The organism is Cellulomonas sp. P2_F12, from assembly GCF_056403775.1.
Map to the genome: position 1 here is coordinate 97,955 of NZ_JBFUEV010000004.1, position 23,877 is coordinate 121,831.

Below are 23,877 nucleotides of genomic sequence, written 5' to 3' on the forward strand. Positions count from 1 at the left end.
GCGCTCGTACGATGCGCCCGTGACCGCCCCGCGCCTCGAGCTCAGCTTCCTCACCTTCGTCCCCTACGACGATCCCGCCGACGCCGGCCAGTCCCTGCGCGACGCGATCGACCTGTTCCGGTTCGCCGAGGAGCTCGGCTACGACACGGGCTGGGTGCGGGTCCGGCACCTCGAGCGGTTCCTCTCCTCACCGTTCCCGCTGTTCTCCGCCATCGGGCAGGCGACCAGCCGGATCCGGTTCGGCACCGCGGTGCTGCCCATGCGGTACGCAGACCCGATCACGGTCGCGGAGGACGCGGCCACGGTCGACCTGCTGTCCGGCGGTCGGCTCGAGCTCGGCGTGGCGGGCGGGATCAAGCCGGCGGCGGCCGTCCTCGACGGGGTCTACGGCGCGAGCGAGCGGTCGTTCGACGACGAGTCCCAGCACCGGATCGCTCAGCTCCGCGCGGCCCTGGCCGGCGAGCCCGTCGCGGTCGCACCCGAGGGCGGCTTCCCGATCGCACCGCCCGGGACGCCGCTGACCGTCACGCCGCACAGCCCGGGCCTGGCCGACCGCGTCTGGTACGGCCCCGGCTCGAAGGCGACCGCCGTGCGGACCGCCGAGCAGGGCATGGACCTGCTGGTCTCGACGCTGAACAGCGAGGACGACGGTCGCTCGTTCGAGGAGACGCAGCGCGACCAGATCCTGGCGTACATGGCAGCGTTCGACGTGCCCGGTCGGACCCCTCGTGCGGTCGCGGGACGGATCATCCTGCCGAGCGTCACCGCGGACGACGACGAGCTCTTCGCCGAGTACATCGCCTGGTACGCGGGCCGGTTCGACGCGACGGGCCGCCCGCCCGCGGGCACCGGGTTCGGGGTGTTCAGCCCGACGCACCACGGCACCCCCGACCGGGTCGTCGCGAGCCTCGAGGCCGACGTCGCGCTGCGCGAGGCCACCGGTCTCGACGTCGTCCTGCCCGCGAACGCCACCCACGCGATGAGCCGCCGCATCCTCGAGAACGTCGCGACGAGCATCGCGCCGCGGCTGGGCTGGACGCCGGCCTGACTCACATCGGGACGACCTCGACCTCACAGGCCACACCCGGCGGCGCGGCCAGTCGCGCGTCGGCCGTGAGCAGCACACCGTCGAGACGCTCCGCGAGGGCGACGTACGCCGCGTCGTAGGCCGACAGGTTCCGACCGAGGGTCCACACCCGCTTCGAGAGGACGGCCTGGGGCCAGAGCTCGATCGCCAAGGCGCGAAAGCCCGTGAGCGCCAGCTGCGCCTCAGCCTCGGACAGACGCCCGGCGTTCCGGTGCCGCCGCAGGACGTTCGTGACCTCGTGCGGCAGCAGGTCCGGCGCGACGACCGTTGCGCCCGCGAGACGGGCAGCCACGCGCTCGCCGGGCTCTCCCGGGTCGATGAGCAGCAGCAGTGCGGCGGACGCGTCGAGGACGACGACGCTCACCGCTGGTCGGCCGCGAGCTCGGCGGCCAGCTCCGACCACGTGAGCCTCGGGTACGTCCGGGCGCGCTCACGGACCAGGGCAAGGGCGTCGTCTGCGCTGGGCCGGGCCGTGATCTCGATGAGGTGCGCGCGCAGGAACTCCTGCATCGACCTGCCGGAGCGGGCCGCGCGCGCGGCGAGCTCGTCGCGAACCTCGTCGGGTACGTCGCGGACGGTGATGACGGTCATGCCTGCAATCTAGCGCCGGTGCATGCATTATGGCTGCAGCCGGTCGAACCCACGCCCCAGCCTCAGCCCTCGCACAGCGACGGCACAGACCCACCCGGCTGACTGGAACCCGTCCCACCAGGAGGGTTCCCATGACTCAGTACGCGCTCCTCGCGCTCGATCTCGTCGCCATCAGCGTCCTCGCCTTCGGCGTCTACTTCCCCCGGCACCGCCGTCGTGACCTCGCCGTCGCCTACCTCGGCGTCAACGTCGGGGTGCTGGCGGTGTCGGCTGCCCTGTCGCAGAGCGCGGTCGGTGCCGGTCTCGGCCTCGGGCTGTTCGGCGTGCTGTCGATCATCCGCCTGCGCTCGACGGAGCTGACCCAGCACGAGGTCGCCTACTACTTCTCGGCGCTGGCGCTCGGGCTGCTGGGCGGCCTGGCGGTGACGCCGAGCGCGCTGAACGCCGCGCTGATGGTGCTGGTGGTCGCCGTGATGGCGGTCGTCGACCACCCGCGGGTGCTGCGGCAGTACCGGCAGCAGACGATGATCCTGGACTCGGCGATCACCGACGAGACCGCGCTCGTCGCGCACCTGGAACGCCTGCTCGGCGCGACCGTGCACGCGGCGATCGTTCAGCGCGTCGACCTGGTCAACGACACCACCGCGGTCGACGTCCGGTACGAGCTGACCACCGTGCGGGAGCGGGTGCCGGCATGAGCTTCGAGCCCATCGACCTGGTCGAGCTGACCGAGCGGGCGAGCCTGCAGACCCGCATCGACCGCAAGTACGTGATCCCGGCCCAGGCCCTGCCGAGCCTGCTGCACGGCATCGAGCCCGGCGCCCGCATCCTCGAGATCGGCGACGAGCGGGACTTCGCCTACGAGTCCGTCTACTTCGACACCCCGGACCTGTCCAGCTACCTCGGGGCGGCCCACCGACGGCGGCGGCGGTTCAAGATCCGCACCCGCACCTACGTCGACTCCGCGCTCTGCTGGGTCGAGGTGAAGACCCGTGGGCCCCGCGGCAGCACGGTCAAGACGCGCCTGCCGTACGACCCCGACGACCGCGACACCCTGACCGACGAGGGTCGCCGGTTCGCCGACGACGTCCTCGACAGCGACGGCCTGTACAGCCCGACCCTGGTCAGCACCTACCGCCGGACCACCCTCTACCTCCCCCGCACCGACAGCCGCACGACGATCGACACCGGCCTGGTGTGGACGTCGGCGCTCACCGGAGCGAGCCGGCCCCTCGAGGACCGCGTGGTCATCGAGACCAAGACCGGCTCGACCCCGAGCTCCACCGACCGCCTCCTCTGGCGGCACGGCCACCGCCCCGTGCGCATCTCGAAGTACGGCACCGGCATGGCCGCCCTGCACTCCGACCTCCCGTCCCACCCGTGGCGCCGCGTCCTCGACCGGCACGTCACCAGCTGAAGGAGCACACCCCATGCGACGCCTCAACGCGAAGATCCTCGTCCCCGCCGCCCTCGTCGCGGCCCTGCTGGCCGGCTGCACGGCGACCGCCGACGCCGCGACGTCGGACACAGGCTCAGGCACCGGCACCGTGACCACGACCGATGCGAACCTCACGGTCGACCAGGCGATGGCCGCCAACACGGCCCCGTCCGAGGTCGACCTCACCGCGTCCGACGACGAGGTCGCCATCGACCTCGACGACCCGACGGCGAGCGACGGCGTGACCGTCGACGGCAGCACGATCACCATCACCGCCGCGGGCACCTACCGACTGAGCGGGACTCTCGCCGACGGCTCGGTCGTCGTGAACACCCCGGACGACGGGGTCGTCCACCTGATCCTCGACGACGCCTCGCTGACCAGCAGCACGACGTCCCCGCTGCAGGTGCTCGACGCGGACCAGGTCGTCGTCCACCTCGAGGGCGACAACCAGCTCTCCGACACCACCGCCTACGCCGACACCGACGAGGCGAGCGCCGCCCTGTTCAGCAGCGCGGACCTGACGATCACCGGCGACGGTTCACTCCAAGTGAAGGGCAACGCGAACGACGGCATCGCCGCCAAGGACGGCCTGGTCGTCGCCGGCGGCACGATCACGGTCGACGCGGTCGACGACGGCATCCGCGGCAAGGACTACCTCGTCGTCAGCGGCGGCACGCTCGATGTCACGGCCGGCGGCGACGGGCTCAAGTCGGACAACGACGAGGACGAGACGCTCGGCTACGTCGAGGTCACCGGCGGGTCCGTGACCGTCACGGCCGGCGACGACGGCATCGCGGCGCAGACCGACGCGATCATCGCCGACGGCACCGTGAGCGTCGTCGCGGGCGGCGGGCACGGCACCGCGGTCGCCGACGACGCCTCCCCCAAGGGCGTCTCGGGCACGGCCTCGATCGTCGTCGGCGGCGGACAGCTGCTGATCGACGCGGCCGACGACGCCCTCGGCTCGGACGGCGTGGTCAGCATCGCCGACGGCGACCTCCAGCTAGCCGCCGGCGACGACGGCGTGCACGCCGACAACGCCCTGCAGATCAGCGACGGCACCGTCGACATCAGCACCTCGTACGAGGGGCTCGAGGCCGGCCTCATCACGATCGCGGGCGGCTCGGTGACCCTGGTCAGCAGCGACGACGGCGTCAACGCGTCGGACCCGAACGCTTCGGGTCAGCAGGCGCCGGGCGGCACGGCCAGCACGACGGTCGGCCTGACGATCACCGGCGGCACGGTCGTGGTCGACTCCGGGGGCGACGGCCTCGACGCCAACGGGTTCCTCACCATGACCGGCGGCACGGCCGTGGTGAACGGTCCGACCAACGACGGCAACGGCGCGCTCGACGTGGACGGGGCCTTCGACGTCTCCGGCGGCACGATCCTCGCGGCCGGCGCGTCGGGCATGGCGATGACCCCGGGCGCCGACTCGTCGCAGTCCTTCGTCGCCTTCACGTTCGCCTCGACGCAGCCGGCCGGCACCGTGGTCCACATCCTCGACGCCGACGGCAACGAGCTCGCCGCGTTCGAGTCGTCGAAGGACTTCACGTCGCTGGTCTACGCGTCAGCCGACGTCACGTCCGGCGACACCTACTCGGCGGCGACCGGCGGCTCGGTCACCGGCGAGACGACCGGCGGCCTCGCGGCGGCGGGCGACAGCAGCGGCTCGACGGTGGCGGCCACGGGCACGGCCGGCGAGGCGCTGGCGGGCATGGGCGGCGGCGGCGGGCAGGGCGGCGGCCCCGGCGGAGGTGGCGCCCGCCCGGGCACGCGCCCCTGACCCCGACCGCGGCCGCCCGTCCCCGAGGGCGCCCTCCGGTCGCCGAACGCGCCCTCCTGGGGGCCGCGCTCGCCGACGGGGAGGCGCGCTCGCCGACGGGGAGGCGCGCTCGGTGACGCAGGGCCGCGCTCGGCGGCGGTTCGTCAGGCGAAGACCGGGACCTCGAGCGCCTCGGCCGGGACCTGGCCGGGCAGGCCGGTGCCCGTGGTGATCCGGCGGCGCAGGCTGACGTTGATGTACCAGCTCCACGCGTTGTGGCAGATCTCGAAGCACTCCTGCGCCGGCACCAGCCCGAGGTGCGTGAACCGCAGGCGGCTGCCGGAGCCCTCGGGCGTGATCTCGAACCGGATCCGCGTGCCGGTCCACTCGGCCTTGTCCTCGACGAAGCTCAGCTCGGCCTCGAGGACCAGCCACTCGACCAGCTCCCCCGGCACCACGTCGGTCAGCCGCTGCCGGGACACGTGGATGGGCTCGTTGTGGAACACGAACTCGTCGCCCAGCTCGGCCGTGCCCCCTTCGATGGCGTCGACCCACCAGCCGCGGACGTCGGTGACGGCCGCGAAGACCTCGTCCGGCGTCTGGTCCACCGTGTAGGTCGTCGTGAAGTCCTTCTCGCTCATGACGTTCTCCATTCTGCAACTATCAGGTTGCATCACGGTAAGCCGCCGACGGGCAATGTGCAACCATCAAATTGCAGGTGCGGAACCGGAGTCAGCGCCCCGTGACCCGCGCCTTGCCGGCCGCGAGGTCGAACAGCTTCGGCAGGACCGTCTCGCCGGCCACCCGCAGCCCGTCGTGCAGGTGCTCGTTGGTGATCCAGACCTGCAGGTTGCCGACGGAGGTCGCCAGGGCGAGTTCGAGGTCCACGTACGGGTCGTCGTAGTACTGCACGGCCGCCACGGGCACCTCGTTGGCGGCCAGCCGGTCGAGGTCGTACAGCGCCGGCCACGACGTTCGCGCGGCCAGCTCCTCGGCGGCCCCCCGGAACGGCTGCAGCGACCGGTGCTGGGCGTACATCCACGGGAAGATCGCCTCGCCGGTCAGCTGGAGCGGCCGCGCGGAGGCGGCGAACGACGGCCACCGGTCGTGCTCGGACTGCGCCGCCCAGCCGGGCTCGCGGGTGCCCTGGTGATAGATGACCTCCTGCAGCACGGCGTACAGGGGCCCGCCGGCGAACGAGGTGTGCTGCGCCACGGACGCGAGGAAGCCCTCGGAGATCGAGCCGTCCGAGGCCAGCGCCGTGTCGAGGAGCCAGTGCACCTCGTCGATGCCGGTGCTCATCCCGAGCGCCTGACCGAGCTGCTGCAGCCGTTCGACGGTGAGGCTCTCGCCCGTCGGCAGGGTGACGTCGGAGTCCGCCACGAGGTCGGCCAGGCGCCCGAGCAGCGGGACGTCCGCCGGGTGCAGCCGGGCGAGCTCCCGGTTCCGCGCGGCCTGGCGTCGGTACGTCGCCGCGTACACGTCCTCGGCGGTGACCGTCGCCGGCGGCAGCCCTCCGGTGACGAAGCAGCGGGTCAGCGCCGACGGGTGCCGCGACAGGTAGGTGAGCGTGAGGAAACCGCCGTAGGACTGCCCGAGCGTGGCCCACCGCCGCCCGCCGTACACGGTGGCCCGCAGGTGCTCGGCGTCGGCGACGATCGCGTCCCCGCGGAAGCACGCGAGGTAGTCGGCGGCCTGCGCGGCGTCGGTGAACTCGCTGATCACGCGACCGTCCACCGGCGACGACCGCCCGGTCCCGCGCTGGTCCAGCAGGATCACGCGGTACTTCTTCAGCGCCTCGGCGATCCAGCCACCGCCCAGCGGCCGCGGCCCCTGGCCGCCCGGTCCGCCCTGCAGGAACAGCAGCAGCGGCAGGTCGTCGGCAGCCTTCTCGGGGTCCACCAGCTCGCGGGCGAACACCTCGATCGACCCGAACCGGTCCGGCGACGCCCAGTCGACCGGCACCCGCACGGTGTGCTCGCGGACGGTGAAGCCGGTCATCGCATAGGCCATGGGGGCCAGCCTAGGGTTGCGACAGCGAGGCGTCCGAGTAGGTTCGAACGAGGCACTCCGACCGCGCGGTTCGGGCCGATCACGCCCCGCAGGGGTACCGCGCACCGGGGCGCTGTCGAGGGATGGCCTGCCATGCGCGCGCTCCGACTCCTGCCCGTCGTCCTGCTCCTCGCGCTGGTCCCGGGACCGGTCGCCACCGGCGCCGCCGCCGCGGACCCCCCGCCGTACAAGGACCCGACCAGGCCCGTGAGCGTCCGGGTGGCCGACCTGCTGGGCCGCATGACGCTCGACGAGAAGATCGGCCAGATGACGCTCATCGAGCGACGCTGGGTGACCGCCGACGGTCTGGCCAACGGGCGGATCGGCGCCGGGTTCTCAGCGGGGAGCGGCAGCCCGGCGACGAACACCCCGACCGGCTGGGCCGACATGTACGACGGCTTCCAACGGGCGGCGCTGTCCAACCGCCTCGGCGTCCCGATGATCTACGCCATCGACGCGGTCCACGGCGTCGGCCAGCTGCCGGGCGCCACGGTGTTCCCGCACAACATCGGTCTCGGCGCCACGAACGACCCCGCGCTGGTCCAGGACGTCGGCCGAGCGGTCGGGCAGGAGGTCGACGCGCTCGGCATCGACTGGAGCTTCTCGCCGGTCGTCGCCGTGGCCCGCAACGACCGCTGGGGGCGCACCTACGAGTCGTACAGCGAGGACACGGCCCGGGTGTCGGCCCTGGCGGGCGCGCAGATCACCGGCGCGCAGGGCGCCGGCATCCTCGCCACGGCGAAGCACTTCGTCGGCGACGGCGGCACCACGGGCGGCGACGACCGCGGCAACACCGAGGTCACCGAGGCCCAGCTGCGCGCCATCCACCTGCCGCCGTTCCGGGCGGCGATCGACCGGGGCGTCGGGACGATCATGGTCAGCTACTCCAGCTGGAACGGCGCCCTCATGCACGGCAACCGCTACCTGCTCACCGACGTGCTCAAGGGCGAGCTGGGCTTCACCGGCATCGTGGTGTCGGACTACGGCGGCGTCGACTACCTGGACGGCGACGGCACCTCGCTGAGCGGCGACGACGTGCGCACGGCGATCAACGCGGGCGTCGACCTGGTGATGGTCCCGGACGACTACGACCACTTCCACGGCCTGCTCAGGCAGCAGGTCGAGCAGGGCGGCGTGGCCATGAGCCGGATCGACGACGCGGTGAGCCGGATCCTGCGCAAGAAGTTCGAGCAGGGGCTGTTCGAGCACCCGTTCGCGGACCGGTCGCTGCTGGGCCAGGTCGGCTCGGCCGCGCACCAGGCCCTCGCGCGGCGGGCCGTCGGCGAGTCGGTCGTCGTGCTCAAGAACGAGTGGGGCGTGCTCCCGATCCCCCGCAGCGCGAGCAAGGTCGCCGTGGTCGGTGCCGCTGCCGACTCCGTCGGTCTCCAGTCGGGCGGCTGGACCCTCGGCTGGCAGGGCACCACGGGCAACGCGATGCCGGGCACGACGATCCTCGAGGGGGTCCGTGCGGCGGTGAGCGCGGGGACGACGGTCACCTACTCGCGGGACGGCACGGGGATCGACGGCTCGTACCAGAGCGCGATCGTCGCCGTCGCCGAGTTGCCGTACGCCGAGGGCTGGGGCGACGACACCGGCTCGATGCGCCTCACGCCGACCGACCGGGCCGTGCTGGACCGGGTGGAGGCAACGGGCGTCCCGGTGACGTTGGTGCTGGTCAGCGGCCGGCCGCTCGACATCGACCAGGAGCTGGGAGGGGTCAGGGCCGCCGTCGCCGCGTGGCTGCCGGGCACGCAGGGCGACGGGATCACCGACGTGCTGTTCGGGGCGCGCGCGCCCACCGGCACGCTGCCGATGACGTGGATGGTGGACTCCGCGCAGCAGCCCATCAACGCCGGCGACGGCAAGACACCCCTGTTCCCGCTCGGCTACGGGCTCGGCTTCCCGGCGACCCAGAGCGCCTACGACACCATCGGCGCCGTGTTCTACGACGACCAGCGCGGCACGCAGGTCGAGCGCTGCACCGACGTCGGCTGCGGGCAGTCGGTCGGGCACGTCGCGGACGGCGACTTCGTCGGCTGGTTCGACGTCTCGTTCGAGGCCGGCGGCCCGTCGGCGGTGTCCGTGCGGCTGGCGTCGGCCGCGACGGTCACGGGGAACCTCGACGTCCGCCTCGACACCCCGAGCGGTCCGCTGCTCGCGCGCTTCGGCACGTCCTCGACCGGCGGCTGGCAGCAGTGGGTCACGCGGACGTCGCCGACGTCGCAGCGACCGACGGGCGTGCACCGCGTCTACCTGCGCGCCTCGTCGTCGTCGGCGGCCGATCTGGTGAACATCAACTGGCTCCGGTTCACGCGCTGACGCATCCTGGTGGCCTACCCCTCTGGAGGCCCTCCTGACCAGCGCGCGCACCGCCCAGGGCACCGGCGTCGGGTTCCGCACGGAACGCGGCCCGATCCTGGTCGCCATCATGGTGACCACCGGCCTGGTCGCCATCGACGCCACGATCCTGGCGACCGCGGTGCCGACGATCGTCGCGGACCTCGGCGGCTTCACCAGCTTCCCGTGGCTGTTCTCCGTCTACCTGCTCACGCAGGCGGTGAGCGTCCCCATCTACTCCAAGCTGGCGGACACCATCGGGCGCAAGCCGATCATCCTGCTGGGCATCGGCCTGTTCCTGCTCGGCTCCGTCCTGTGCGGGTTCGCGTGGTCGATGCCCGCGCTCATCGCGTTCCGCGCGGTGCAGGGGCTGGGCGCGGGGGCCGTGCAGCCCATGGCCATCACGATCGCCGGGGACATCTACACGGTCGCCGAGCGGGCCAAGGCGCAGGGCTACATCGCGAGCGTGTGGGCCGTGTCGTCGGTGGTCGGGCCGACGCTGGGCGGGCTGTTCTCCGAGTTCCTCAGCTGGAACTGGATCTTCTTCGTCAACATCCCGCTGTGCCTCGCCGCCGCCTGGCTGCTGGTCCGCTACTTCCACGAGACCGTCGAGCGCACCCGGCACCGGATCGACTGGGCCGGCGGCGCGCTGCTCACCACGGGGATGAGCCTGCTGATCCTGGCCCTGCTCGAGGGCGGGAACGCGTGGGAGTGGGTCTCCCTGCCGAGCATCGGCGCGATCGTCGTCGGCCTCCTGCTGCTGGTCGCCTTCGTGCGCGTGGAGCAGCACGCGGCCGAGCCGGTGCTGCCGCTGTGGGTGTTCTCGCGACGCCTGCTGCGCGCCTCCGCCCTGGTGGCGGTGGGGGTCGGGGTCATCCTCATCGGGCTCACGTCGTACGTGCCGTCGTTCCTCGAGGCGCTGCTCGACGTCTCGCCGCTGACCTCGGGCCTGACCCTGGCGGCGCTCACGATCGGCTGGCCCATCACCGCGTCGCAGTCGGGACGGCTGTACCTGCGGTTCGGGTTCCGCACGACCATGCTCATCGGGTCCAGCGTCGTGGTCCTCGGGACCGTGGGGCTGGTGCTGGCGTCGATGCACCCCTCGGTGCTCGCCGTCGGACTGGCGTGCTTCGTCGCCGGCGCCGGGATGGGGCTCGTGGCGTCGCCCAGCCTCATCGCCGCGCAGTCGAGCGTCGGCTGGGGGGACCGGGCCGTGGTCACGGGCGCCAACCTGTTCTCGCGGTCCATGGGGAGCGCCGTCGGTGTCGCGGCGCTCGGCGCCCTGGTCAACGCCCTGCTGAACGGCGAGAGCCCGGCGCAGGACCCCGCCCTCTTCGGCGACGCCGTGACCGTGGCGTTCGCGGCCGTCGCAGTGGTCGCCGTCGGGCTGGTCGCCGCGTCCGCCGCGATGCCGCGGACCACGGTCGAGCACGGCGTCACCACGCCGGGCGCGGCCTCGCAGGCGGGCGCAGACTGAGTCGTCCACTCGACCGACGGAAGGGCGGTGCCATGGGTATCGAGGATCTGGCCAACCAGGCGAAGGGCCTGCTCGACGGCCACGAGGAGCAGGCCAAGGACGCGCTCGACAAAGCCGGCGAGGCCGTCAAGGCGAAGACGAGCGACGGCCAGGACGGGATCGTCGACAGCGTGGTCGAGAAGGCCAAGAGCCTCCTGGACGACCAGAAGTAGCCCGGGCGCGTCGATGCTCCCGGTCCCCGGACCGGGAGCATCGACGTGCGGGTCAGTCCTCCTGGAGGCAGAGCACGGACGACGACTCGCCCTCGCCCTCGAGGTACATCTCGTCCGGGCACTGCTCCGGGTCGTCGACCTCGGAGACGGCCTTGTACTCGTGGTCGTCGTCGCACGAGACCAGGAGCGCGTTGTCGTCGCCGTCGATGTGCCAGCACGAGCCGGCGGTGTCGGACAGGGTCTCCTGCCCGAAGAACGCGGCCGCTGCGGAGACGCCGGACCCGACGACGAGCACGAGACCGACGATCGCGACCGCCCTGGCCCCGCCCTTGATCGCCGGGGCCCCCTCCTTGCGGGACGACCGGTACGCGGTGAACGCCCTGACCAGCGACGCGACGCCGAAGATCATGCCGCCGTACCAGTAGACGCCGGTGGTCGAGTTCGAGGTCACGACCGTGGAGATGGCTCCGCCGAGGAAGAACGCGATGCCGACCCAGAAGGACGTGACAGCCTGCTTGTGGTGTCGCGCAGCGTTGGTCGACTCCCCCGCCAGCGGGACGCTGTCCTCGACCCACAGCTGCCAGCCCGGAGGCGGCGCGGGCAGCATCGGGTCGGGCGTCCACCCGGGCTCCGGCGTGAACCCCTCCGGGGGCGGCGGCCAGTTCGGGGGCGGGTTGAACTTCACGGCGATCTCCGATCTGTGCGAGCGCTGAGCACGCTCTGTGACGACCACTCATCGGTTGCCCGGGGCCGTTGCTTGAGGATCGGCGGGAATGCGCGTACCTGCCGGAGCGGTTCACCCCGGTATGCCACTGACAGGGGAGTACCGACCGAGCACGTCCGCGTGGGCCCGCAAGCAGGCCGAGATCTACGAGCGCACCGGCGGCGCCGAGGCCAACACGCTGCAGGGCAAGCCCGTCATCGTCCTGACCTCCCTCGGCGCCACCAGCGGCACGCTCCGCAAGACGGCCCTCATGCGCGTGGAGCACGACGGTCGGTACGCGGTCGTGGCGTCGAAGGGCGGCACCCCCGAGAACCCCGCCTGGTACCGGAACGTGGTCGAGCACCCGCACGTCGAGCTGCAGGACGGCCCGGTGAAGAAGGACTACGTCGCGCGCGAGCTGGCCGGCGCCGAGCGCGACGAGTGGTGGGCGCGCGCCAACGAGGTGTGGCCGGCGTACGCGGGCTACCAGACGAAGACGGACCGGCTCATCCCGGTGTTCGTGCTGGAGCCGACGGACGACTGAGCGTCAGCCGAGCAGCAGGTACCAGCCGCCGACGCCGATGACCCCGCCGAGGATCGGCGCCGCCACCGGCACCCACGCGTAGTCCCACTGCGACGAGCCCTTGTGCTTCAGCGGCAGCACCGCGTGCACCATGCGGGGTCCGAGGTCACGCGCGGGGTTGAGCGCCGGGCCGGTCGGTCCCCCGAGCCCCGCGACGAGGCCCCACACCAGGAAGCCCAGGGCGAGGTGCGCGACGGCCGGCTCGTTCGCGGTCAGCGGTGAGTGCACGATCGCCAGGGCGCAGGAGAACAGGATCACGGACCCGAGCAGCTCGCTGAGGAAGCCGTTCAGGCGCGAGTGGGCGGCGTTGATCGTCGAGAACGTCGCCAGGATGTCCTCGGGGTCCGTGGTCTGGTCGTAGTACGGCTTGTGGGTCACGACGATGGCGCACTGGCCCGCGATCGCGCCGAGCATCTGGGCGACGATGTAGGGCGCCACCTCCGACCACGGGAACAGCCCCCACGTGGCCAGGCCCAGCGTGAACGCCGGGTTGATCAGGTTCCCGCTGATCCCGCCGAACATGATCGCCGGGATCATCACGCCGAACCCGTACCCCATGGCGATCAGCGACCAGCCCCCGCGGTACCCCTTGGAGCCCTTGAGGTGGACGTTGGCGACCGTGCCGTTGCCCAGGATGATGAGGATCGCGGTGCCGATGAACTCGCAGGCCAGCCGCACGCCCAGGCTGTAGGACGGATCCATCGGCCCCCCCGCTCGTCGCTCCCCGGACCGTCAGCGTGGCACAGCACCCGCCCGGTGCACGAGGGCCGCGAGCGCGACGCCGACCGCGTACGCGAGCAGGTCGACGGCGGCGAACGTGGTGCCCAGCGCGTACCGGGCGACCGGCACGGCGTCGACCACCCGCGCCGGGATCCCGGTGAGCTGCGCGAGCTCGACCAGCAGGCAGAACCCGAGGGCGACCGCGGCGACCGTGCGCGGCCTCGCCCGGGGCGCGGCGACGACCACCAGGGCGTAGACGAACGCGGCGTAGACGGCGTCGCCCAGGGGGTCGGCGAACGTGGCGTCGACGCGGCTGACCGCGATCCCGAGCCCGACGAGCCCGACGGCGACGAGCCCGGCGACCAGCCGAGGGGCACGCCGACGCCCGTCCGTGCTCGTCACGGGCGACATCAGCTCCTCTGGCACACCGCCGACCGTACGTGCCGGCGTGCGGAGGTCCTGTCAGGCGGACGTGTCGGTCGTGCGCTCGTACAGGTCGATCTTCAGCTCGATCGCGTCCAGGTGGGCGGCCACCTCGACCAGCTCGAGCCGCACCCGGTCGCGGTGCGCCCGCAGCAGCGCGAGCCGCTGGTCCTCGTTCCCGTCGCCGGCCCGGACCAGGTCGGCGTACTGCCGGACCTCGCGGATCGGCATCCCCGTCGCGCGCAGCCTCGTGACCATGCGGATCCAGCCGAGGTCCACCTCGGAGTACCGCCGGTGGCCCGACGACGCCCGGTCGACCGTGTCGAGCAGCAGCCCGTCCCGCTCGTAGTAGCGCAGGGTGTGCGTGGTCAGACCGGTCACCTGCGCCGCCTCCGCGATGCTCAGGGAGACGTCCGTCCGCGGGGTTCCCGATTCCACCATCACGCTCATGAGCTCGATGGTCGCTCTTCGAGTGCGCTCGAAGTCAAGCCGAGCCGCCCACAGACCTCGGCGTCCCCACGGCGGTCCGCGGCGCACCGGCGGGTCGGGGCACCCTCGGGCCGTGGACGACAGTCGGCGATCACCGTGGCCGTGGCTCGTCGCCCTCGCGGTCTGCGTGATGCTCGGCGCGGGCGCACCCGCCTGGTCGCAGGCGCGCGTCGCCGCGCGGTACGCGGTCACCGCCGACGACCTCGCGGCGGGCCGAGCGGCCCTCGACGCGCTCGCGGTCCGGGGCCGGGCGCCCACCACGGGCTACGCGCGGGAGCGGTTCGGGCAGCCGTGGGCCGACGTCGACCGCAACGGCTGCGACACCCGGAACGACGTGCTCCGGCGCGACCTGACGGAGACCGTGCTCGACGGCTGCGTGGTGCTGAGCGGCACGCTCGACGACCCGTACACCGGCGTCCCCATCCCCTTCGCCCGCGGGCCTGCGTCCGCCGACGTCCAGATCGACCACGTCGTCGCCCTCGCCGACGCCTGGCAGACGGGCGCGCAGGCGTGGACGCCGGCCGTGCGCGAGGAGTTCGCCAACGACCCGGCCAACCTGCTCGCCGTCGACGGCCCGGCCAACCAGGAGAAGGGTGCCGGCGACGCGGCCACGTGGCTGCCGCCCAACCGCGGGTACCGGTGCGTCTACGCGCTGCGGCAGGTCCGCGTGAAGTCGGCCTACGGCCTGTGGGTCACCCGGGCCGAGCACGACGCGCTGGACCGGGAGCTCGGCCGGTGCGTCGTCGGTACCGTGAGGTCACCATGAGCCTGCGCCTCCCGCCCCTCCTCCTCGGCCCGACCACCAAGGGCGTCTGGGCGCCCGCGCCGGTGACCCGGTCCGAGTTCGTCGCCGCAGGTCACACGCTGTTCGACGGCGCGCTGACCTGGCCGGCGCTGACCCTCGACGCCGACGCGCTCGCGCACAACATCGCCCAGCTCGCCGCGTTCACCGCCGAGCACGACCTCGCGTTCGCGCCGCACGGCAAGACGACCATGTCCCCCGAGCTGTTCGCCGCCCAGCTCGACGCCGGGGCCTGGGGCATCACCGTCGCGACCGGCAACCAGCTGCTCGCCGCGTACTCGTTCGGGGTCCGGCGCCTGCTCGTCGCCAACGAGGTGCTGGACCCGACCGTCCTGCGCTGGATCGCGTCGGTCGACGACGCCGAGATCCTCTTCTGCGTCGACTCGGTCGAGGCGGTGGACATCGCCGCGGCGGCACTCGACGGCGGCCGGGTCCGGGTGCTGCTCGAGGTCGGGCACGCGGCCGGACGGACCGGGGTCCGCACGGGCGACCAGGCCCTGGCGGTCGCGCAGCACGTCGCCCGGACGCCCGGCATCGAGCTCGCCGGCGTCAGCGCCTACGAGGGCGGGCTGCCCGACGTCGACTCCGCGCGGGAGTTCCTGGCCGCCGTGCGGGCCGTGGCCGAGATGCTCGTCGGCGCCGGGCTGCTGCGCGAGCACGTCGTGCTGTCCGCCGGCGGGTCCGCGTACTTCGACGCCGTGGCCGCCGTGCTGGGCGGGACCGACGTCGCCGGGGTCCCGAGCACGACGATCCTGCGGTCCGGCTCGTACGTCACGCACGACCACGGCACCTACGTGGCGTCGACGCCGTTCACCCGGATCGTCGGCGACCTCCGGCCGGCGCTGCGGGTCTGGGCGCAGGTGTCGTCGACCCCCGAGGACGGGCTGGCGCTCGTCGGTGCCGGCAAGCGCGACGTCCCCTACGACTCGGGGCTCCCGGTCCCCCTCCGGCGCCACCGCCCGGACCAGGACCTGGTCGACATCACCGGCTGGACGGTCACGCGGACCAACGACCAGCACGCGTACCTGGAGGGCTCAGGGACGGACCTGCAGGTGGGCGACCTGCTCGAGCTGGGCATCTCGCACCCGTGCACCGCGTTCGACAAGTGGCGCGCGATCCCGGTCCTGGACGCCGACCACCGGGTGGTCGACGTGGTCACCACGTGGTTCTGATCAGTCGTCCGACGTCAGGCGCCCGGCGACGACGTCGATCTCGACCTTGATCCCCGCCAGCTGCGATCCGACGGTCGTGCGCGCCGGCTTCGGGTACGGGAAGAACTCGCCGTAGGCCTCGTTGAACTCCGCGAAGTCGGCGAGGTCGGCCAGGTGGACGGTCGTCTTCACGACGTCGCCGAGGTCGAGGCCGGCGGCTGCCAGCGTGGCCTCGACGTTGCGCAGCACCTGCCGGGTCTGGTCGGCCACCGACTCCGGGATGGCGCCGGTCACGGGGTCCTGCGGCCCGAAGCCCGCGGTCCACACGAGGTTGCCCAGCCGGATCCCCTGCGAGTAGTTCCCCGCGGGCTGCGGTGCGTCGGGGGTGCTGATCTTCTCGCGGGTCATCGCACTGCCTCTCGAGGTGGTGAGCGGTACGGGGACCAGTCTCCCTCTCAGCGCACCGGGCGCCCGGGGAGCGCGCCGGTGAGGCGCCCGTCCCGGAGGGCCGGGACTCCGTCGACGAGCACGGCGTGCACGCCGGTGGCGAGCCGGCGCGGGTCCTCGTACGTCGCGTTGTCGATGACGGTCGCGGGGTCGACGATCGCGAGGTCCGCGCGCCGCCCGACGTCGAGAGAGCCGCGGTCGTCGAGCCCGAACCGACGGGCGGGCGTGGTCGACAGGTGCCGGGCCGCGGTCGGCCAGTCCCAGTCGCCCAGCTCGCGCACGTGCCGGCCCAGCAGCCTTGCGAACGTGCCCCAGCCGCGCGGGTGGGGGTGTCCGCCGCGGTAGATGCCGTCGGACCCGGCGCAGTGGGCCGGGTGGCGCAGGAGCGCGCGCATGGACTCGTCGGAGTTGGTGGGCGGCTGGTCGAACACGCACCCGACCTGCAGGTTCGTCGTGACCAGCAGGTGCAGGGCCGCGTCGGCGGGGGTCATGCCGAGCCGGCCGGCCACCTCGAGCAGCGACAGGCCCTCGGCCCAGGGCAGCCCCGGGACCCAGGCCAGCGTGACGCGCGGCCAGACCTCGTCCCGGGCCGGCAGCCGCGAGCGCACGGCGGGGTCCGCCAGCAGCGCGAGCGTCCGGTCGGCGTCCGCCAGCGGCAGCCAGTCGGGCAGCGCGACCAGCGCGAGGATCGACGCGCCGCGCAGGTACGGATACGCGTCGAACGTCAGGTCCAGCCCCTCGGCCAGGGCGTCGTCGACCAGCGGTCCCAGGCGTCCGGCGGGCCCGTGGTAGTGCGAGACGTGGGTGCCGACGCCCGTCGCGCGGGCCAGGTCGAGCAGCTCCGCGAGGGCCGCCGGGGCACGGTCCTCGTAGCCCCGCATGTGCGAGACGTGCGGACGGCCCCGGCGCGCGAGCACCTCGCACAGGGCGACGAGCTCGTCCCGGTCGGCCGAGGACGCCGGGGCGTACTCGAGGCCGGTCGACATCCCGCGGGCGCCGTCGTCGAGACCCTGCCCGAGCAGCCGCACCATCGCCGCGACCTCGTCGGGCCGCGCGGGCCGGTTGTCGGCGCCCATGACCGCGTACCGCAGGGTCCCGTGCGGTACCAGGTACGCCGTGTGCACCGTCGTCGTGCGGTCGTAGGTGCCCAGCAGGTCGGACACGGACCCGCCGCGGAACGTCGGGTGGGAGCCGTTGATGGCGGCGAAGTACCGCTCGGCGTACTCCGACGCCCCGGACCCCGCCGGGGAGGGTGCGAACGAGACGCCGTCCTGGCCCAGCACGACCGTGGTCACGCCCTGGTGGGTCAGCGCCGCCTGCACGTCCGGGTCGAGCACGGCCGCGTCGCCGTGCGCGTGCGCGTCGACGAAGCCGGGCAGCACGAGCAGGCCGTCGGCGTCGAGGACGTCGGCACCGTCGACCGGCAGGTCCGGACCGATCTCCGCGATGCGGTCGCCCACCACCCGCAGGTCCGCCCGCACCGGCTCGTCGCCCACCAGCACCCCACCGCGCACCAGGATCACCGGTCGATCATGCCCGCTGGAACGCATCGGGATTGACGATGGATTCGCCGCGGAGCACCGTGATCGTCATGACCGAACCGACGCCCGCCGACGACCCGCAGGCCTTCGCGCGCGCGTTCGAGGCGGCGTTCCAGCAGGCCTACCTGCGCTTCCACCGTCGAGACGGTAAGCGGGCACAGATGTCGGGAGCGTCCCGGGCGGTCCTGCTGCACCTCGCGCACGCCGGTCCGCTCACCGTCGGCGAGGCGGCCAAGCACCTCGACCGCGCGCAGTCGGTGGTCAGCGACATCGTCAGCCAGCTCGAGGCCAAGGACCTGCTCGCCCGCGAGCCCGACCCCGACGACCGCCGCCGGACGCTGGTCTGGCTGACCCCGACCGGGTTCGACGCCCTCGACCGCGAGCGCCAGGTGCTGTCCACCGAGCTGCTGGCCGGTGCGGCGGCGCGCCTCTCCCCCGACCAGCGCGCCGCGCTCGTCGGCGCCCTGGAAGCCCTCAACGAAGGAGCACGACCATGAGCCACGACCTGCACTGCGACAGCTGCGGCATGCCCATCGAGTCGGGCCGGTACTGCGCGTACTGCACGGACGCGGACGGCAACCTGCAGGCCTTCGACGAGCGCTTCGAGCGGATGGTCGGCTGGCAGGCGCGCCACAACCCGTCAGCCCCCCGCGAGCAGCTCGAGGCCGAGACGCTCGCCCACATGGCGACGCTGCCGGCGTGGAAGGACCACCCGCGCGTCGTCGGCCGCTCGGCGTGACCACGGTCGTCGCCCTCACGCCCGAGCTCTGGCCGGTGCTCGAGGAGCTCCTGGACGCGGGCGGACCGGCCGCCCGATGCTGGTGCATGGCGTACCGGATCGGGCCGTCCTACCGCCGCCGGCCCGCGGCGGAGAATCGCGCGGACCTGCGCGAGATCGTCGTCACCGGCCCTCCGCCCGGCCTCCTCGCCTTCCGGGACGACGTCGCGGTGGGCTGGTGCCAGGTCACCCCGCGCGACGACGTCCCCGCGCTCGACCAGCAGTGGCGGGTGCGCCGCGTCGACGAGGTGCCCGTCTGGGCCATCACCTGCTTCTACGTGCGCAAGGGTCACCGCCGCGACGGGGTGATGTCCGCGCTGATCGCCGGGGCGCTCGACCTCGCACGGGCGGCCGGAGCGCCCGCGGTCGAGGCGTACCCGCTCGACGGCTCCGTCTCACCCAGCGCGACCAGCATGGGCTACGCGACGACGTTCGCCGCCGCGGGGTTCGCCGAGGTGGCCAGACGCTCGCCGGAGCGGCCGATCATGCGGTATCTCCTCCTCGGCCCTGGCTAGAGAAGCCAGGTCCCGCCGAGAAACAGGGCCGCCAGGCAGACGAGCAGCAGGATGACCACCCAGACGCCGCCGGGCAGGTGGGTCAGGCGGGCCAGCAGACCGGCGTCGGACGTGTCGGCGACGCCGCGGCGACGGGCCCGGCGGCGCTCCGACTGCATCTCCAGCACCGCGCGCGGCGCGCCGAGCAGCAGGAACCACGTCATCGCGTACGCGGCGATGCCCTGCACGGTCGCCGAGCCCCAGACGGTGATCGCGACCAGCAGCGCGCCGGTCACCAGCACCGCCCACAGGCCGTACCAGTTGCGGATCTGCACCAGCACGAGCACGAGCACCACGAGCAGGATCCAGAGCAGCGCGACCGCGTACCCGCGGGACAGCAGCCACGCCGCGCCGACGCCCAGCACGGCCGGCCCGATGTACCCCGCGGCGGCCGTCGCGACCATGCCGGGACCCCTGGGCTTGCCCACCGAGACCGTGAGGCCCGACGTGTCGGAGTGCACCCGGATGCCGGACAGGCGTCTGCCGACGAGCACCGCCACGCCCGCGTGCGCGGCCTCGTGCACGATCGTCAGCCCGTGCCGGGCGACGTGCCACGCGGTCGGCACCACGAGGACCAGCAGCACCGCCCCGGCCGTGATCAGGACCGTGGTGCTCGAGGGCACCGGCTGCGGCGTCGTGAGGTCGTGCCAGGCGTCGCCGAGCCAGTCCACGGGCACTGTCCTTCGGTCCGTCGTCGTCCGACCGGGCGGTCGGGCTGCACGGACCTTACCCAGCGGGCGGAGCCTCGGCGGGGAGCACCACGTCCGTGCCCGTGGCCGTGATCCGGACGCCGGTGCCCACCACGGTCGCCCCGGACAGCTCCAGGCCCTCGGGCAGCCCGCTGACCGGGATCTCCACGTCGGTGAGCCGCTTGCCGATCGCGTTCGGCAGGTCGTCCACGGACACCGTGAGCCCCGCGATCTGCACGTCCTCGACGTTCACCAGCAGCTTGCCGTCCTCGACCCGCGGCACCAGGTTGGCCGCCAGCGTCAGGCCCAGCACCTTGCCCGACGCCTTGAGCGACGTTCCGTCGACGGCGACGGTGACGTCGAGCTGGGACTTGTCCTTGACGATCTGCTCGATCGACGCCGTCGGCAGAGTCGCCTCGATGGTCGCCGTGCCGAGGGTGTACGGCTCGGACGTGCTCACGTCCTGGGCCTCCACGGTCACGTCGGTGGCCTTGATGCCCTCGAGCGTGACCCCGTCCACCTGGCCGGAGACGTCGTTCAGCGACCCCGACAGCAGCTGGGTGAGGAACGGGAACCCGCCGATCTCGATCGTCGGCGTGCCGACGACGCCGTCGAGGTTCTGCTCGATGGCGTCGGCCACCCGCTGCTCGGCGGTCGCCTCCGTCACCCGGTCGGCGACGAACACGCCGCCCACCAGCACGACGACCGCGACGACCCCCACGACCACACCGCGTCCGCTCACGGGCCTCACGCTAGGGCCTCGCGGCTCACGGGCGCCTCTCGCACCCGATCCCGTCGTTGTCGCGGTCCAGCTTGGGCGCGTAGCCGGGGTCGCCGACGTGCACGGGCGCGGCGCCGGCGGCCCAGGCCTCCGTGCAGTTCTGGAAGGGCCCGGTGACGGCCCCCGGAGCCGCGGGCGGCTGCTCCACGACCGCCGGTGGTGCTGCCGGGGCGACCACCGCGGGCGGCGCGGGCACGACGACGGCCGGCGCCGGCTCGGCCACCGCCGACGGCGGCACCGCCGACCCCACCGGCAACGGCTCGGTCGGGCACGTCGACAGCACCCGGACCATCGCGTCCTGCTCCGCCTGCGTCACCCAGAGCCCGTAGGTGTACTTCACGGCCACCTGGCGCGCCACGTACGGGCAGCGGTAGGCCAGGTTCGGCGGCAGCCACGTCGCCGCGTCCCCGTCGCTCTTCTGCATGTTGAGCGGACCGTCCACGGCGAGCAGGTTCAGCGGGTCGTTGGCGAACGCCTCGCGCTTGCCGGTCTCCCACTGCTGCGCGCCCTTCTGCCACGAGTCCGACAGCGCGACGACGTGGTCGATCTGCACCGCCGTCGAGGTGTCCTGCCCGCGCACGAACGCGATCGCCGTGCCCGAGTACGGGTCCTGCAGCGTCCCCGACGCCACCACGCAGCCGTTGGTCCCGGCCTTGAGCACCTGGTCCGTGAGGTCCCGTCGCAGGATGTCGTTGCGGGTGTCGCAGCCGTTGCGGTCCACGTCCTTCCACGCCTGGCCGTACAGGTCCCGGTCGTACCCGGTCTTCGGCGCGCGGCCCTTGACGGGGAGCAGCGCCACGGTGGCCAGCGCCGTCGGTAACTGCGCGGCGTCGGCGGGCGGAGCAGGCTCGGGCGTGGGCAGGGCGGTGGTCGGGTCCGTGGGGCTCGGGCTCGGGCTGCTGGTCCGGGTGGGACTCGGCCGCTCGGTCGTCGGCGAGGCCGACGCCGTCGGTGCCGCTGCGTCCTTGGCGGGCGGCGCGACGGCGGCGCGGACGACGAACGCCAGGCCGATCAGCGACGCCAGCACCAGGGCGACCACGACCAGGATCCGGACCGGCGCCCGACGCGACCGCGTCGGGGGCTCCTGGGCCGGCGGGTCGACGACGGGGTCGTCGTCCCACCACGCGTCGCCCGTCGGTCCCGTCACCTCCTGAGTATCGGCACGTCGCGGACCACCCGTGACGGACGTAGGTCACGAACGGGACGTGATCCGTCCCACGTGCTGGACACCTCGGGAAGATGCTTGCGCCCCGCAACCTTGGGTCTGGCATGGCCCGGATCCCCGCGACGCGTGTGAGCGTCGGCTTCGTCCTCCTGCTGTCGGCGCTCACGGCCGTCGGCCCCCTGACGTTCGACACGTACCTCGCCGCGTTCCCGCAGATCGCGGCCGACCTGCACGCGCCCGCCGCGGCCGTGCAGCTCACCATCGCCGCCTCCCTCGCGGGCCTCGCCCTGGGTCAGCTGCTGTTCGGCTCGATCTCGGACGCCTTCGGCCGGCGCCGCCCGCTGCTCGGTGCGCTGTCCGTGTACGTGCTCGCCTCCGTCGGCCTCACGCTCGTGCAGAACATCACCGCGTTCACCGCGCTCCGGTTCGTGCAGGGCTTCACCGCGGCGGCCGGCATGGTGATCTCGATGGCGATCGTGCGCGACAAGTACGAGGGCCTCGCCGTGTCCAAGGTTATGGCGCGGCTGATGCTCGTGGTCGGCGTCGCCCCGATCCTCGCGCCCACCATCGGCGCCCAGCTGCTGCTGGTCGGCTCGTGGCGGCTGATCTTCGTGTTCCTCGCCGGCACGGGCGCGACGCTGCTGGTCATCGCCTCGTTCGCGCTGCGCGAGTCGCTCCCGGTCGAGCTCCGCCGGACCGGCGGCACCGGGGCCGCGCTGCGCACGTACCGCGACCTCATCACCGACCTCCCGTTCCTCGGGCTGGCCCTGATGTCCGCGTTCTACCTCTCGGCGATGTTCAGCTACGTCGCGTCGTCCACCTTCGTGTTCCAGGACGGGTACGGCCTGTCGCCGCAGCAGTTCGGCTGGGTGTTCGCCGCCGGCGCCGTCGCGATCACGGCCGGGTCGCAGGTCAACGGCGCGCTCGTCGGCCGGTTCACGCCGGAGCAGGTGCTGTCCGGCGCCGTCGCCGCGGGCCTGGTGCTCAGCCTGTCCCTCTTCGCGACGACCCTGCTCGGTGCCCCGTTCTGGCCCGTGACCGTGCTGCTGGTGCTGACCCTCGGCACCGCCGGCTTCGTGCTGCCGTCCGCGCCGGCCATCGCACTCGCGTCCAACCCGCACCGCGCCGGGTCGGCGGCCGCCCTGCTCGGCGCCCTGCAGTTCGGGCTGGGCGCCCTCATCGCGCCGCTGACCAGCCTCGGCGGCACGCCGACGCCCGTGACCATGGCCGCGGTGATGGCCGGGGTCATCGTCGTCGCCTCGATCCTCCTGGTGGCCGTGCGTCGGTCGTGGGCCCGCGGTCCGGTCGCCGAGGCCGAGCTCGTCGTCGCGGCGGCCTCGGTCACGGGTGCCGTCACCGACCGCGCGCCCGTCCCCTTCGTCGGCGCGGGCGTCGAGTCCGAGGCCCTGGTCCGCGAGCGCGCCGCGGCCGCCTCGGTGCGCGTCCGTGCGGCCGCGCCCAGCGCGAGCCGGGGGGAGCCGGGCCGCGGGCACGAGGTCGAGTCCGATGCGGTGCCCTGCCCCGGCTGACCCGCCGCGTGGCGGGCACGCGTCGGACCTTTTGCGCGCCGTCATCACATCGCAACCAGGCATCGACAGATTGTTGTGGCGTGGGTCACATTCGCGACCTAGCCTGAGCGGTACACGCTCGATGAAGGACGCCCGATGCGCTGGCTGCTGATGTTCGCCATCCTCTTCGTCCCGGCGCTCGTCTTCATGGCGATCTGGCAGCTGTTCCCGTCGCCCGACGATCCGCCGCGGTGGCGCACGTTCGTGGCCGCACGCCTCGAGAGCGTGGCCGCCCACCTGCGTCGGGAGCGCAAGCCCGAGTTCGACCCGTTCATGACGCTCCGCGTGCAGGAGAGGCTCGGGGTCGTCGCCGACCACGTGCGGTCGCTCGAGCTGGATACCCACACCTTCGCCCGGGCGGAGCGGATCATCGCCTCGCAGCTCGCGTACGACCAGCTGCTCGCCGAGGCGTGCCACCTGGCCGGCGTCGAGGTCCAGGTGGTCGCCAAGGGGGACCCGGCCGAGCGCTTCCGCGAAGAGGTCGAGCTGGCCTCCCGCGGCTGGGCCTGGTGACCGCGACG

At 73.2% G+C, this 23,877-nt stretch carries 28 protein-coding genes; 15 read left to right on the forward strand and 13 right to left on the reverse strand.

Going from position 1 to position 23,877, the window contains the following annotated elements; all coding sequences use genetic code 11:
• The first annotated feature begins 19 nt into the window (after positions 1-19).
• Positions 20-1,048, forward strand: coding sequence for an LLM class flavin-dependent oxidoreductase (locus AC1DWH_RS11000; RefSeq protein ID WP_477093705.1), 1,029 nt, complete (start codon positions 20-22; stop codon positions 1,046-1,048).
• A gap of 1 nt (position 1,049) precedes the next feature.
• Here the strand turns inward: AC1DWH_RS11000 and AC1DWH_RS11005 are convergent, their stop codons facing one another.
• Both AC1DWH_RS11005 and AC1DWH_RS11010 read right to left on the reverse strand, forming a co-directional pair.
• The gene (locus tag AC1DWH_RS11005; RefSeq protein WP_477093706.1) at positions 1,050-1,451 is read right to left on the reverse strand and encodes a type II toxin-antitoxin system VapC family toxin; all 402 of its coding nucleotides are present in this window, start codon (positions 1,449-1,451) and stop codon (positions 1,050-1,052) included.
• Complete coding sequence (locus AC1DWH_RS11010; protein WP_477093707.1) at positions 1,448-1,678, reverse strand: FitA-like ribbon-helix-helix domain-containing protein; 231 nt, start codon at positions 1,676-1,678, stop codon at positions 1,448-1,450. Before AC1DWH_RS11010 ends, AC1DWH_RS11005 begins: the two co-directional genes overlap by 4 nt.
• 131 nt (positions 1,679-1,809) lie before the next feature.
• Here AC1DWH_RS11010 and AC1DWH_RS11015 point away from each other — a divergent pair, with 131 nt between their 5' ends.
• Genes AC1DWH_RS11015 through AC1DWH_RS11025 form a run of 3 tightly spaced genes read left to right on the forward strand, consistent with a single transcriptional unit; the run spans position 1,810 to position 4,905 of the window.
• On the forward strand, positions 1,810-2,376 hold the full coding sequence (locus tag AC1DWH_RS11015; protein WP_477093708.1) for a DUF4956 domain-containing protein: 567 nt from the start codon (positions 1,810-1,812) through the stop codon (positions 2,374-2,376).
• Positions 2,373-3,095 (forward strand): polyphosphate polymerase domain-containing protein, encoded by a 723-nt coding sequence (locus AC1DWH_RS11020; RefSeq protein ID WP_477093709.1) that lies wholly within the window; start codon positions 2,373-2,375, stop codon positions 3,093-3,095. The genes AC1DWH_RS11015 and AC1DWH_RS11020 overlap by 4 nt, the downstream gene beginning before the upstream one ends.
• A gap of 13 nt (positions 3,096-3,108) precedes the next feature.
• Positions 3,109-4,905, forward strand: coding sequence for a carbohydrate-binding domain-containing protein (locus AC1DWH_RS11025; RefSeq protein WP_477093710.1), 1,797 nt, complete (start codon positions 3,109-3,111; stop codon positions 4,903-4,905).
• Between the two features lie 143 nt (positions 4,906-5,048).
• Here the strand turns inward: AC1DWH_RS11025 and AC1DWH_RS11030 are convergent, their stop codons facing one another.
• Positions 5,049-5,525, reverse strand: coding sequence for an SRPBCC family protein (locus tag AC1DWH_RS11030; protein ID WP_456845470.1), 477 nt, complete (start codon positions 5,523-5,525; stop codon positions 5,049-5,051).
• 91 nt (positions 5,526-5,616) lie between these two features.
• Positions 5,617-6,897: an alpha/beta fold hydrolase gene (locus AC1DWH_RS11035; protein WP_477093711.1), complete on the reverse strand. Its 1,281-nt coding sequence runs from the start codon at positions 6,895-6,897 to the stop codon at positions 5,617-5,619.
• 132 nt (positions 6,898-7,029) lie between these two features.
• On the opposite strand from AC1DWH_RS11035, the gene AC1DWH_RS11040 reads away from it, so the two are divergent.
• The 3 genes from AC1DWH_RS11040 to AC1DWH_RS11050 all read left to right on the forward strand — a co-directional run bounded on the left by AC1DWH_RS11040 (position 7,030) and on the right by AC1DWH_RS11050 (position 10,962).
• Positions 7,030-9,255, forward strand: a complete 2,226-nt coding sequence (locus tag AC1DWH_RS11040) for a glycoside hydrolase family 3 N-terminal domain-containing protein (RefSeq protein WP_477093712.1) — start codon at positions 7,030-7,032, stop codon at positions 9,253-9,255.
• Positions 9,256-9,364: 109 nt separating this feature from the next.
• Positions 9,365-10,750, forward strand: a complete 1,386-nt coding sequence (locus AC1DWH_RS11045; RefSeq protein ID WP_477093713.1) for an MFS transporter — start codon at positions 9,365-9,367, stop codon at positions 10,748-10,750.
• A 32-nt stretch (positions 10,751-10,782) separates the two neighbouring features.
• On the forward strand, positions 10,783-10,962 hold the full coding sequence (locus AC1DWH_RS11050; protein WP_477093714.1) for an antitoxin: 180 nt from the start codon (positions 10,783-10,785) through the stop codon (positions 10,960-10,962).
• 52 nt (positions 10,963-11,014) lie between these two features.
• Here the strand turns inward: AC1DWH_RS11050 and AC1DWH_RS11055 are convergent, their stop codons facing one another.
• Entirely contained in the window at positions 11,015-11,647 is a 633-nt protein-coding gene (locus AC1DWH_RS11055; protein WP_456845465.1) for an LppU/SCO3897 family protein, read from the reverse strand.
• A 121-nt stretch (positions 11,648-11,768) separates the two neighbouring features.
• On the opposite strand from AC1DWH_RS11055, the gene AC1DWH_RS11060 reads away from it, so the two are divergent.
• On the forward strand, positions 11,769-12,209 hold the full coding sequence (locus AC1DWH_RS11060; RefSeq protein ID WP_477093715.1) for a nitroreductase family deazaflavin-dependent oxidoreductase: 441 nt from the start codon (positions 11,769-11,771) through the stop codon (positions 12,207-12,209).
• Between the two features lie 3 nt (positions 12,210-12,212).
• Here AC1DWH_RS11060 and AC1DWH_RS11065 read toward each other — a convergent pair whose 3' ends face one another.
• Genes AC1DWH_RS11065 through AC1DWH_RS11075 form a run of 3 tightly spaced genes read right to left on the reverse strand, consistent with a single transcriptional unit; the run spans position 12,213 to position 13,841 of the window.
• Positions 12,213-12,950, reverse strand: a complete 738-nt coding sequence (locus AC1DWH_RS11065; RefSeq protein WP_477093716.1) for an MIP/aquaporin family protein — start codon at positions 12,948-12,950, stop codon at positions 12,213-12,215.
• Between the two features lie 30 nt (positions 12,951-12,980).
• The gene (locus AC1DWH_RS11070; RefSeq protein ID WP_477093717.1) at positions 12,981-13,394 is read right to left on the reverse strand and encodes a ribosomal maturation YjgA family protein; all 414 of its coding nucleotides are present in this window, start codon (positions 13,392-13,394) and stop codon (positions 12,981-12,983) included.
• A 36-nt stretch (positions 13,395-13,430) separates the two neighbouring features.
• Entirely contained in the window at positions 13,431-13,841 is a 411-nt protein-coding gene (locus tag AC1DWH_RS11075; RefSeq protein ID WP_477093718.1) for a MerR family transcriptional regulator, read from the reverse strand.
• A gap of 112 nt (positions 13,842-13,953) precedes the next feature.
• Between AC1DWH_RS11075 and AC1DWH_RS11080 the strand changes: the two genes are divergently transcribed.
• Both AC1DWH_RS11080 and AC1DWH_RS11085 read left to right on the forward strand, forming a co-directional pair.
• Positions 13,954-14,646: an HNH endonuclease family protein gene (locus AC1DWH_RS11080; RefSeq protein WP_477093719.1), complete on the forward strand. Its 693-nt coding sequence runs from the start codon at positions 13,954-13,956 to the stop codon at positions 14,644-14,646.
• Positions 14,643-15,854 (forward strand): alanine racemase, encoded by a 1,212-nt coding sequence (locus tag AC1DWH_RS11085; protein ID WP_477093720.1) that lies wholly within the window; start codon positions 14,643-14,645, stop codon positions 15,852-15,854. The genes AC1DWH_RS11080 and AC1DWH_RS11085 overlap by 4 nt, the downstream gene beginning before the upstream one ends.
• Here AC1DWH_RS11085 and AC1DWH_RS11090 read toward each other — a convergent pair whose 3' ends face one another.
• Positions 15,855-16,241, reverse strand: coding sequence for a RidA family protein (locus tag AC1DWH_RS11090; RefSeq protein ID WP_477093721.1), 387 nt, complete (start codon positions 16,239-16,241; stop codon positions 15,855-15,857).
• A gap of 47 nt (positions 16,242-16,288) precedes the next feature.
• Positions 16,289-17,803, reverse strand: a complete 1,515-nt coding sequence (locus tag AC1DWH_RS11095; RefSeq protein ID WP_477093722.1) for an N-acyl-D-amino-acid deacylase family protein — start codon at positions 17,801-17,803, stop codon at positions 16,289-16,291.
• Between the two features lie 68 nt (positions 17,804-17,871).
• Here AC1DWH_RS11095 and AC1DWH_RS11100 point away from each other — a divergent pair, with 68 nt between their 5' ends.
• Genes AC1DWH_RS11100 through AC1DWH_RS11110 form a run of 3 tightly spaced genes read left to right on the forward strand, consistent with a single transcriptional unit; the run spans position 17,872 to position 19,114 of the window.
• Complete coding sequence (locus AC1DWH_RS11100) at positions 17,872-18,318, forward strand: MarR family winged helix-turn-helix transcriptional regulator (protein WP_477093723.1); 447 nt, start codon at positions 17,872-17,874, stop codon at positions 18,316-18,318.
• Entirely contained in the window at positions 18,315-18,560 is a 246-nt protein-coding gene (locus tag AC1DWH_RS11105; protein WP_477093724.1) for a zinc ribbon domain-containing protein, read from the forward strand. The genes AC1DWH_RS11100 and AC1DWH_RS11105 overlap by 4 nt, the downstream gene beginning before the upstream one ends.
• Positions 18,521-19,114 (forward strand): GNAT family N-acetyltransferase, encoded by a 594-nt coding sequence (locus AC1DWH_RS11110; protein ID WP_477093725.1) that lies wholly within the window; start codon positions 18,521-18,523, stop codon positions 19,112-19,114. The genes AC1DWH_RS11105 and AC1DWH_RS11110 overlap by 40 nt, the downstream gene beginning before the upstream one ends.
• On the opposite strand, the gene AC1DWH_RS11115 is transcribed toward AC1DWH_RS11110, so the two are convergent.
• The 3 genes from AC1DWH_RS11115 to AC1DWH_RS11125 are packed head-to-tail and all read right to left on the reverse strand — an operon-like array spanning position 19,111 to position 21,770.
• A complete protein-coding gene (locus AC1DWH_RS11115; RefSeq protein WP_477093726.1) occupies positions 19,111-19,824 on the reverse strand; it encodes a M50 family metallopeptidase in 714 nt (237 codons plus the stop codon). The two genes, AC1DWH_RS11110 and AC1DWH_RS11115, sit on opposite strands and share 4 nt — an antisense overlap.
• A 55-nt stretch (positions 19,825-19,879) precedes the next feature.
• Positions 19,880-20,584, reverse strand: coding sequence for an LmeA family phospholipid-binding protein (locus AC1DWH_RS11120; protein WP_456845452.1), 705 nt, complete (start codon positions 20,582-20,584; stop codon positions 19,880-19,882).
• 25 nt (positions 20,585-20,609) lie between these two features.
• Complete coding sequence (locus AC1DWH_RS11125; RefSeq protein WP_477093727.1) at positions 20,610-21,770, reverse strand: GmrSD restriction endonuclease domain-containing protein; 1,161 nt, start codon at positions 21,768-21,770, stop codon at positions 20,610-20,612.
• A gap of 122 nt (positions 21,771-21,892) precedes the next feature.
• Here AC1DWH_RS11125 and AC1DWH_RS11130 point away from each other — a divergent pair, with 122 nt between their 5' ends.
• Both AC1DWH_RS11130 and AC1DWH_RS11135 read left to right on the forward strand, forming a co-directional pair.
• Positions 21,893-23,317 (forward strand): multidrug effflux MFS transporter, encoded by a 1,425-nt coding sequence (locus tag AC1DWH_RS11130; protein WP_477093728.1) that lies wholly within the window; start codon positions 21,893-21,895, stop codon positions 23,315-23,317.
• Between the two features lie 135 nt (positions 23,318-23,452).
• Complete coding sequence (locus AC1DWH_RS11135; protein WP_477093729.1) at positions 23,453-23,869, forward strand: hypothetical protein; 417 nt, start codon at positions 23,453-23,455, stop codon at positions 23,867-23,869.
• The last annotated feature ends 8 nt before the right edge of the window (positions 23,870-23,877 follow it).

What these genes read in the sequence shown, in the direction of transcription:
- AC1DWH_RS11010 (WP_477093707.1), bottom strand. Translation starts at nt 1,678, where the DNA reads ATGACCGTCATCACCGTCCGCGACGTACCCGACGAGGTTCGCGACGAG.
- AC1DWH_RS11015 (WP_477093708.1), top strand. Translation starts at nt 1,810, where the DNA reads ATGACTCAGTACGCGCTCCTCGCGCTCGATCTCGTCGCCATCAGCGTC.
- AC1DWH_RS11020 (WP_477093709.1), top strand. Translation starts at nt 2,373, where the DNA reads ATGAGCTTCGAGCCCATCGACCTGGTCGAGCTGACCGAGCGGGCGAGC.
- AC1DWH_RS11025 (WP_477093710.1), top strand. Translation starts at nt 3,109, where the DNA reads ATGCGACGCCTCAACGCGAAGATCCTCGTCCCCGCCGCCCTCGTCGCG.
- AC1DWH_RS11030 (WP_456845470.1), bottom strand. Translation starts at nt 5,525, where the DNA reads ATGAGCGAGAAGGACTTCACGACGACCTACACGGTGGACCAGACGCCG.
- AC1DWH_RS11035 (WP_477093711.1), bottom strand. Translation starts at nt 6,897, where the DNA reads ATGGCCTATGCGATGACCGGCTTCACCGTCCGCGAGCACACCGTGCGG.
- AC1DWH_RS11040 (WP_477093712.1), top strand. Translation starts at nt 7,030, where the DNA reads ATGCGCGCGCTCCGACTCCTGCCCGTCGTCCTGCTCCTCGCGCTGGTC.
- AC1DWH_RS11045 (WP_477093713.1), top strand. Translation starts at nt 9,365, where the DNA reads ATGGTGACCACCGGCCTGGTCGCCATCGACGCCACGATCCTGGCGACC.
- AC1DWH_RS11050 (WP_477093714.1), top strand. Translation starts at nt 10,783, where the DNA reads ATGGGTATCGAGGATCTGGCCAACCAGGCGAAGGGCCTGCTCGACGGC.
- AC1DWH_RS11060 (WP_477093715.1), top strand. Translation starts at nt 11,769, where the DNA reads ATGCCACTGACAGGGGAGTACCGACCGAGCACGTCCGCGTGGGCCCGC.
- AC1DWH_RS11065 (WP_477093716.1), bottom strand. Translation starts at nt 12,950, where the DNA reads ATGGATCCGTCCTACAGCCTGGGCGTGCGGCTGGCCTGCGAGTTCATC.
- AC1DWH_RS11075 (WP_477093718.1), bottom strand. Translation starts at nt 13,841, where the DNA reads ATGAGCGTGATGGTGGAATCGGGAACCCCGCGGACGGACGTCTCCCTG.
- AC1DWH_RS11085 (WP_477093720.1), top strand. Translation starts at nt 14,643, where the DNA reads ATGAGCCTGCGCCTCCCGCCCCTCCTCCTCGGCCCGACCACCAAGGGC.
- AC1DWH_RS11090 (WP_477093721.1), bottom strand. Translation starts at nt 16,241, where the DNA reads ATGACCCGCGAGAAGATCAGCACCCCCGACGCACCGCAGCCCGCGGGG.
- AC1DWH_RS11100 (WP_477093723.1), top strand. Translation starts at nt 17,872, where the DNA reads ATGACCGAACCGACGCCCGCCGACGACCCGCAGGCCTTCGCGCGCGCG.
- AC1DWH_RS11105 (WP_477093724.1), top strand. Translation starts at nt 18,315, where the DNA reads ATGAGCCACGACCTGCACTGCGACAGCTGCGGCATGCCCATCGAGTCG.
- AC1DWH_RS11130 (WP_477093728.1), top strand. Translation starts at nt 21,893, where the DNA reads ATGGCCCGGATCCCCGCGACGCGTGTGAGCGTCGGCTTCGTCCTCCTG.
- AC1DWH_RS11135 (WP_477093729.1), top strand. Translation starts at nt 23,453, where the DNA reads ATGCGCTGGCTGCTGATGTTCGCCATCCTCTTCGTCCCGGCGCTCGTC.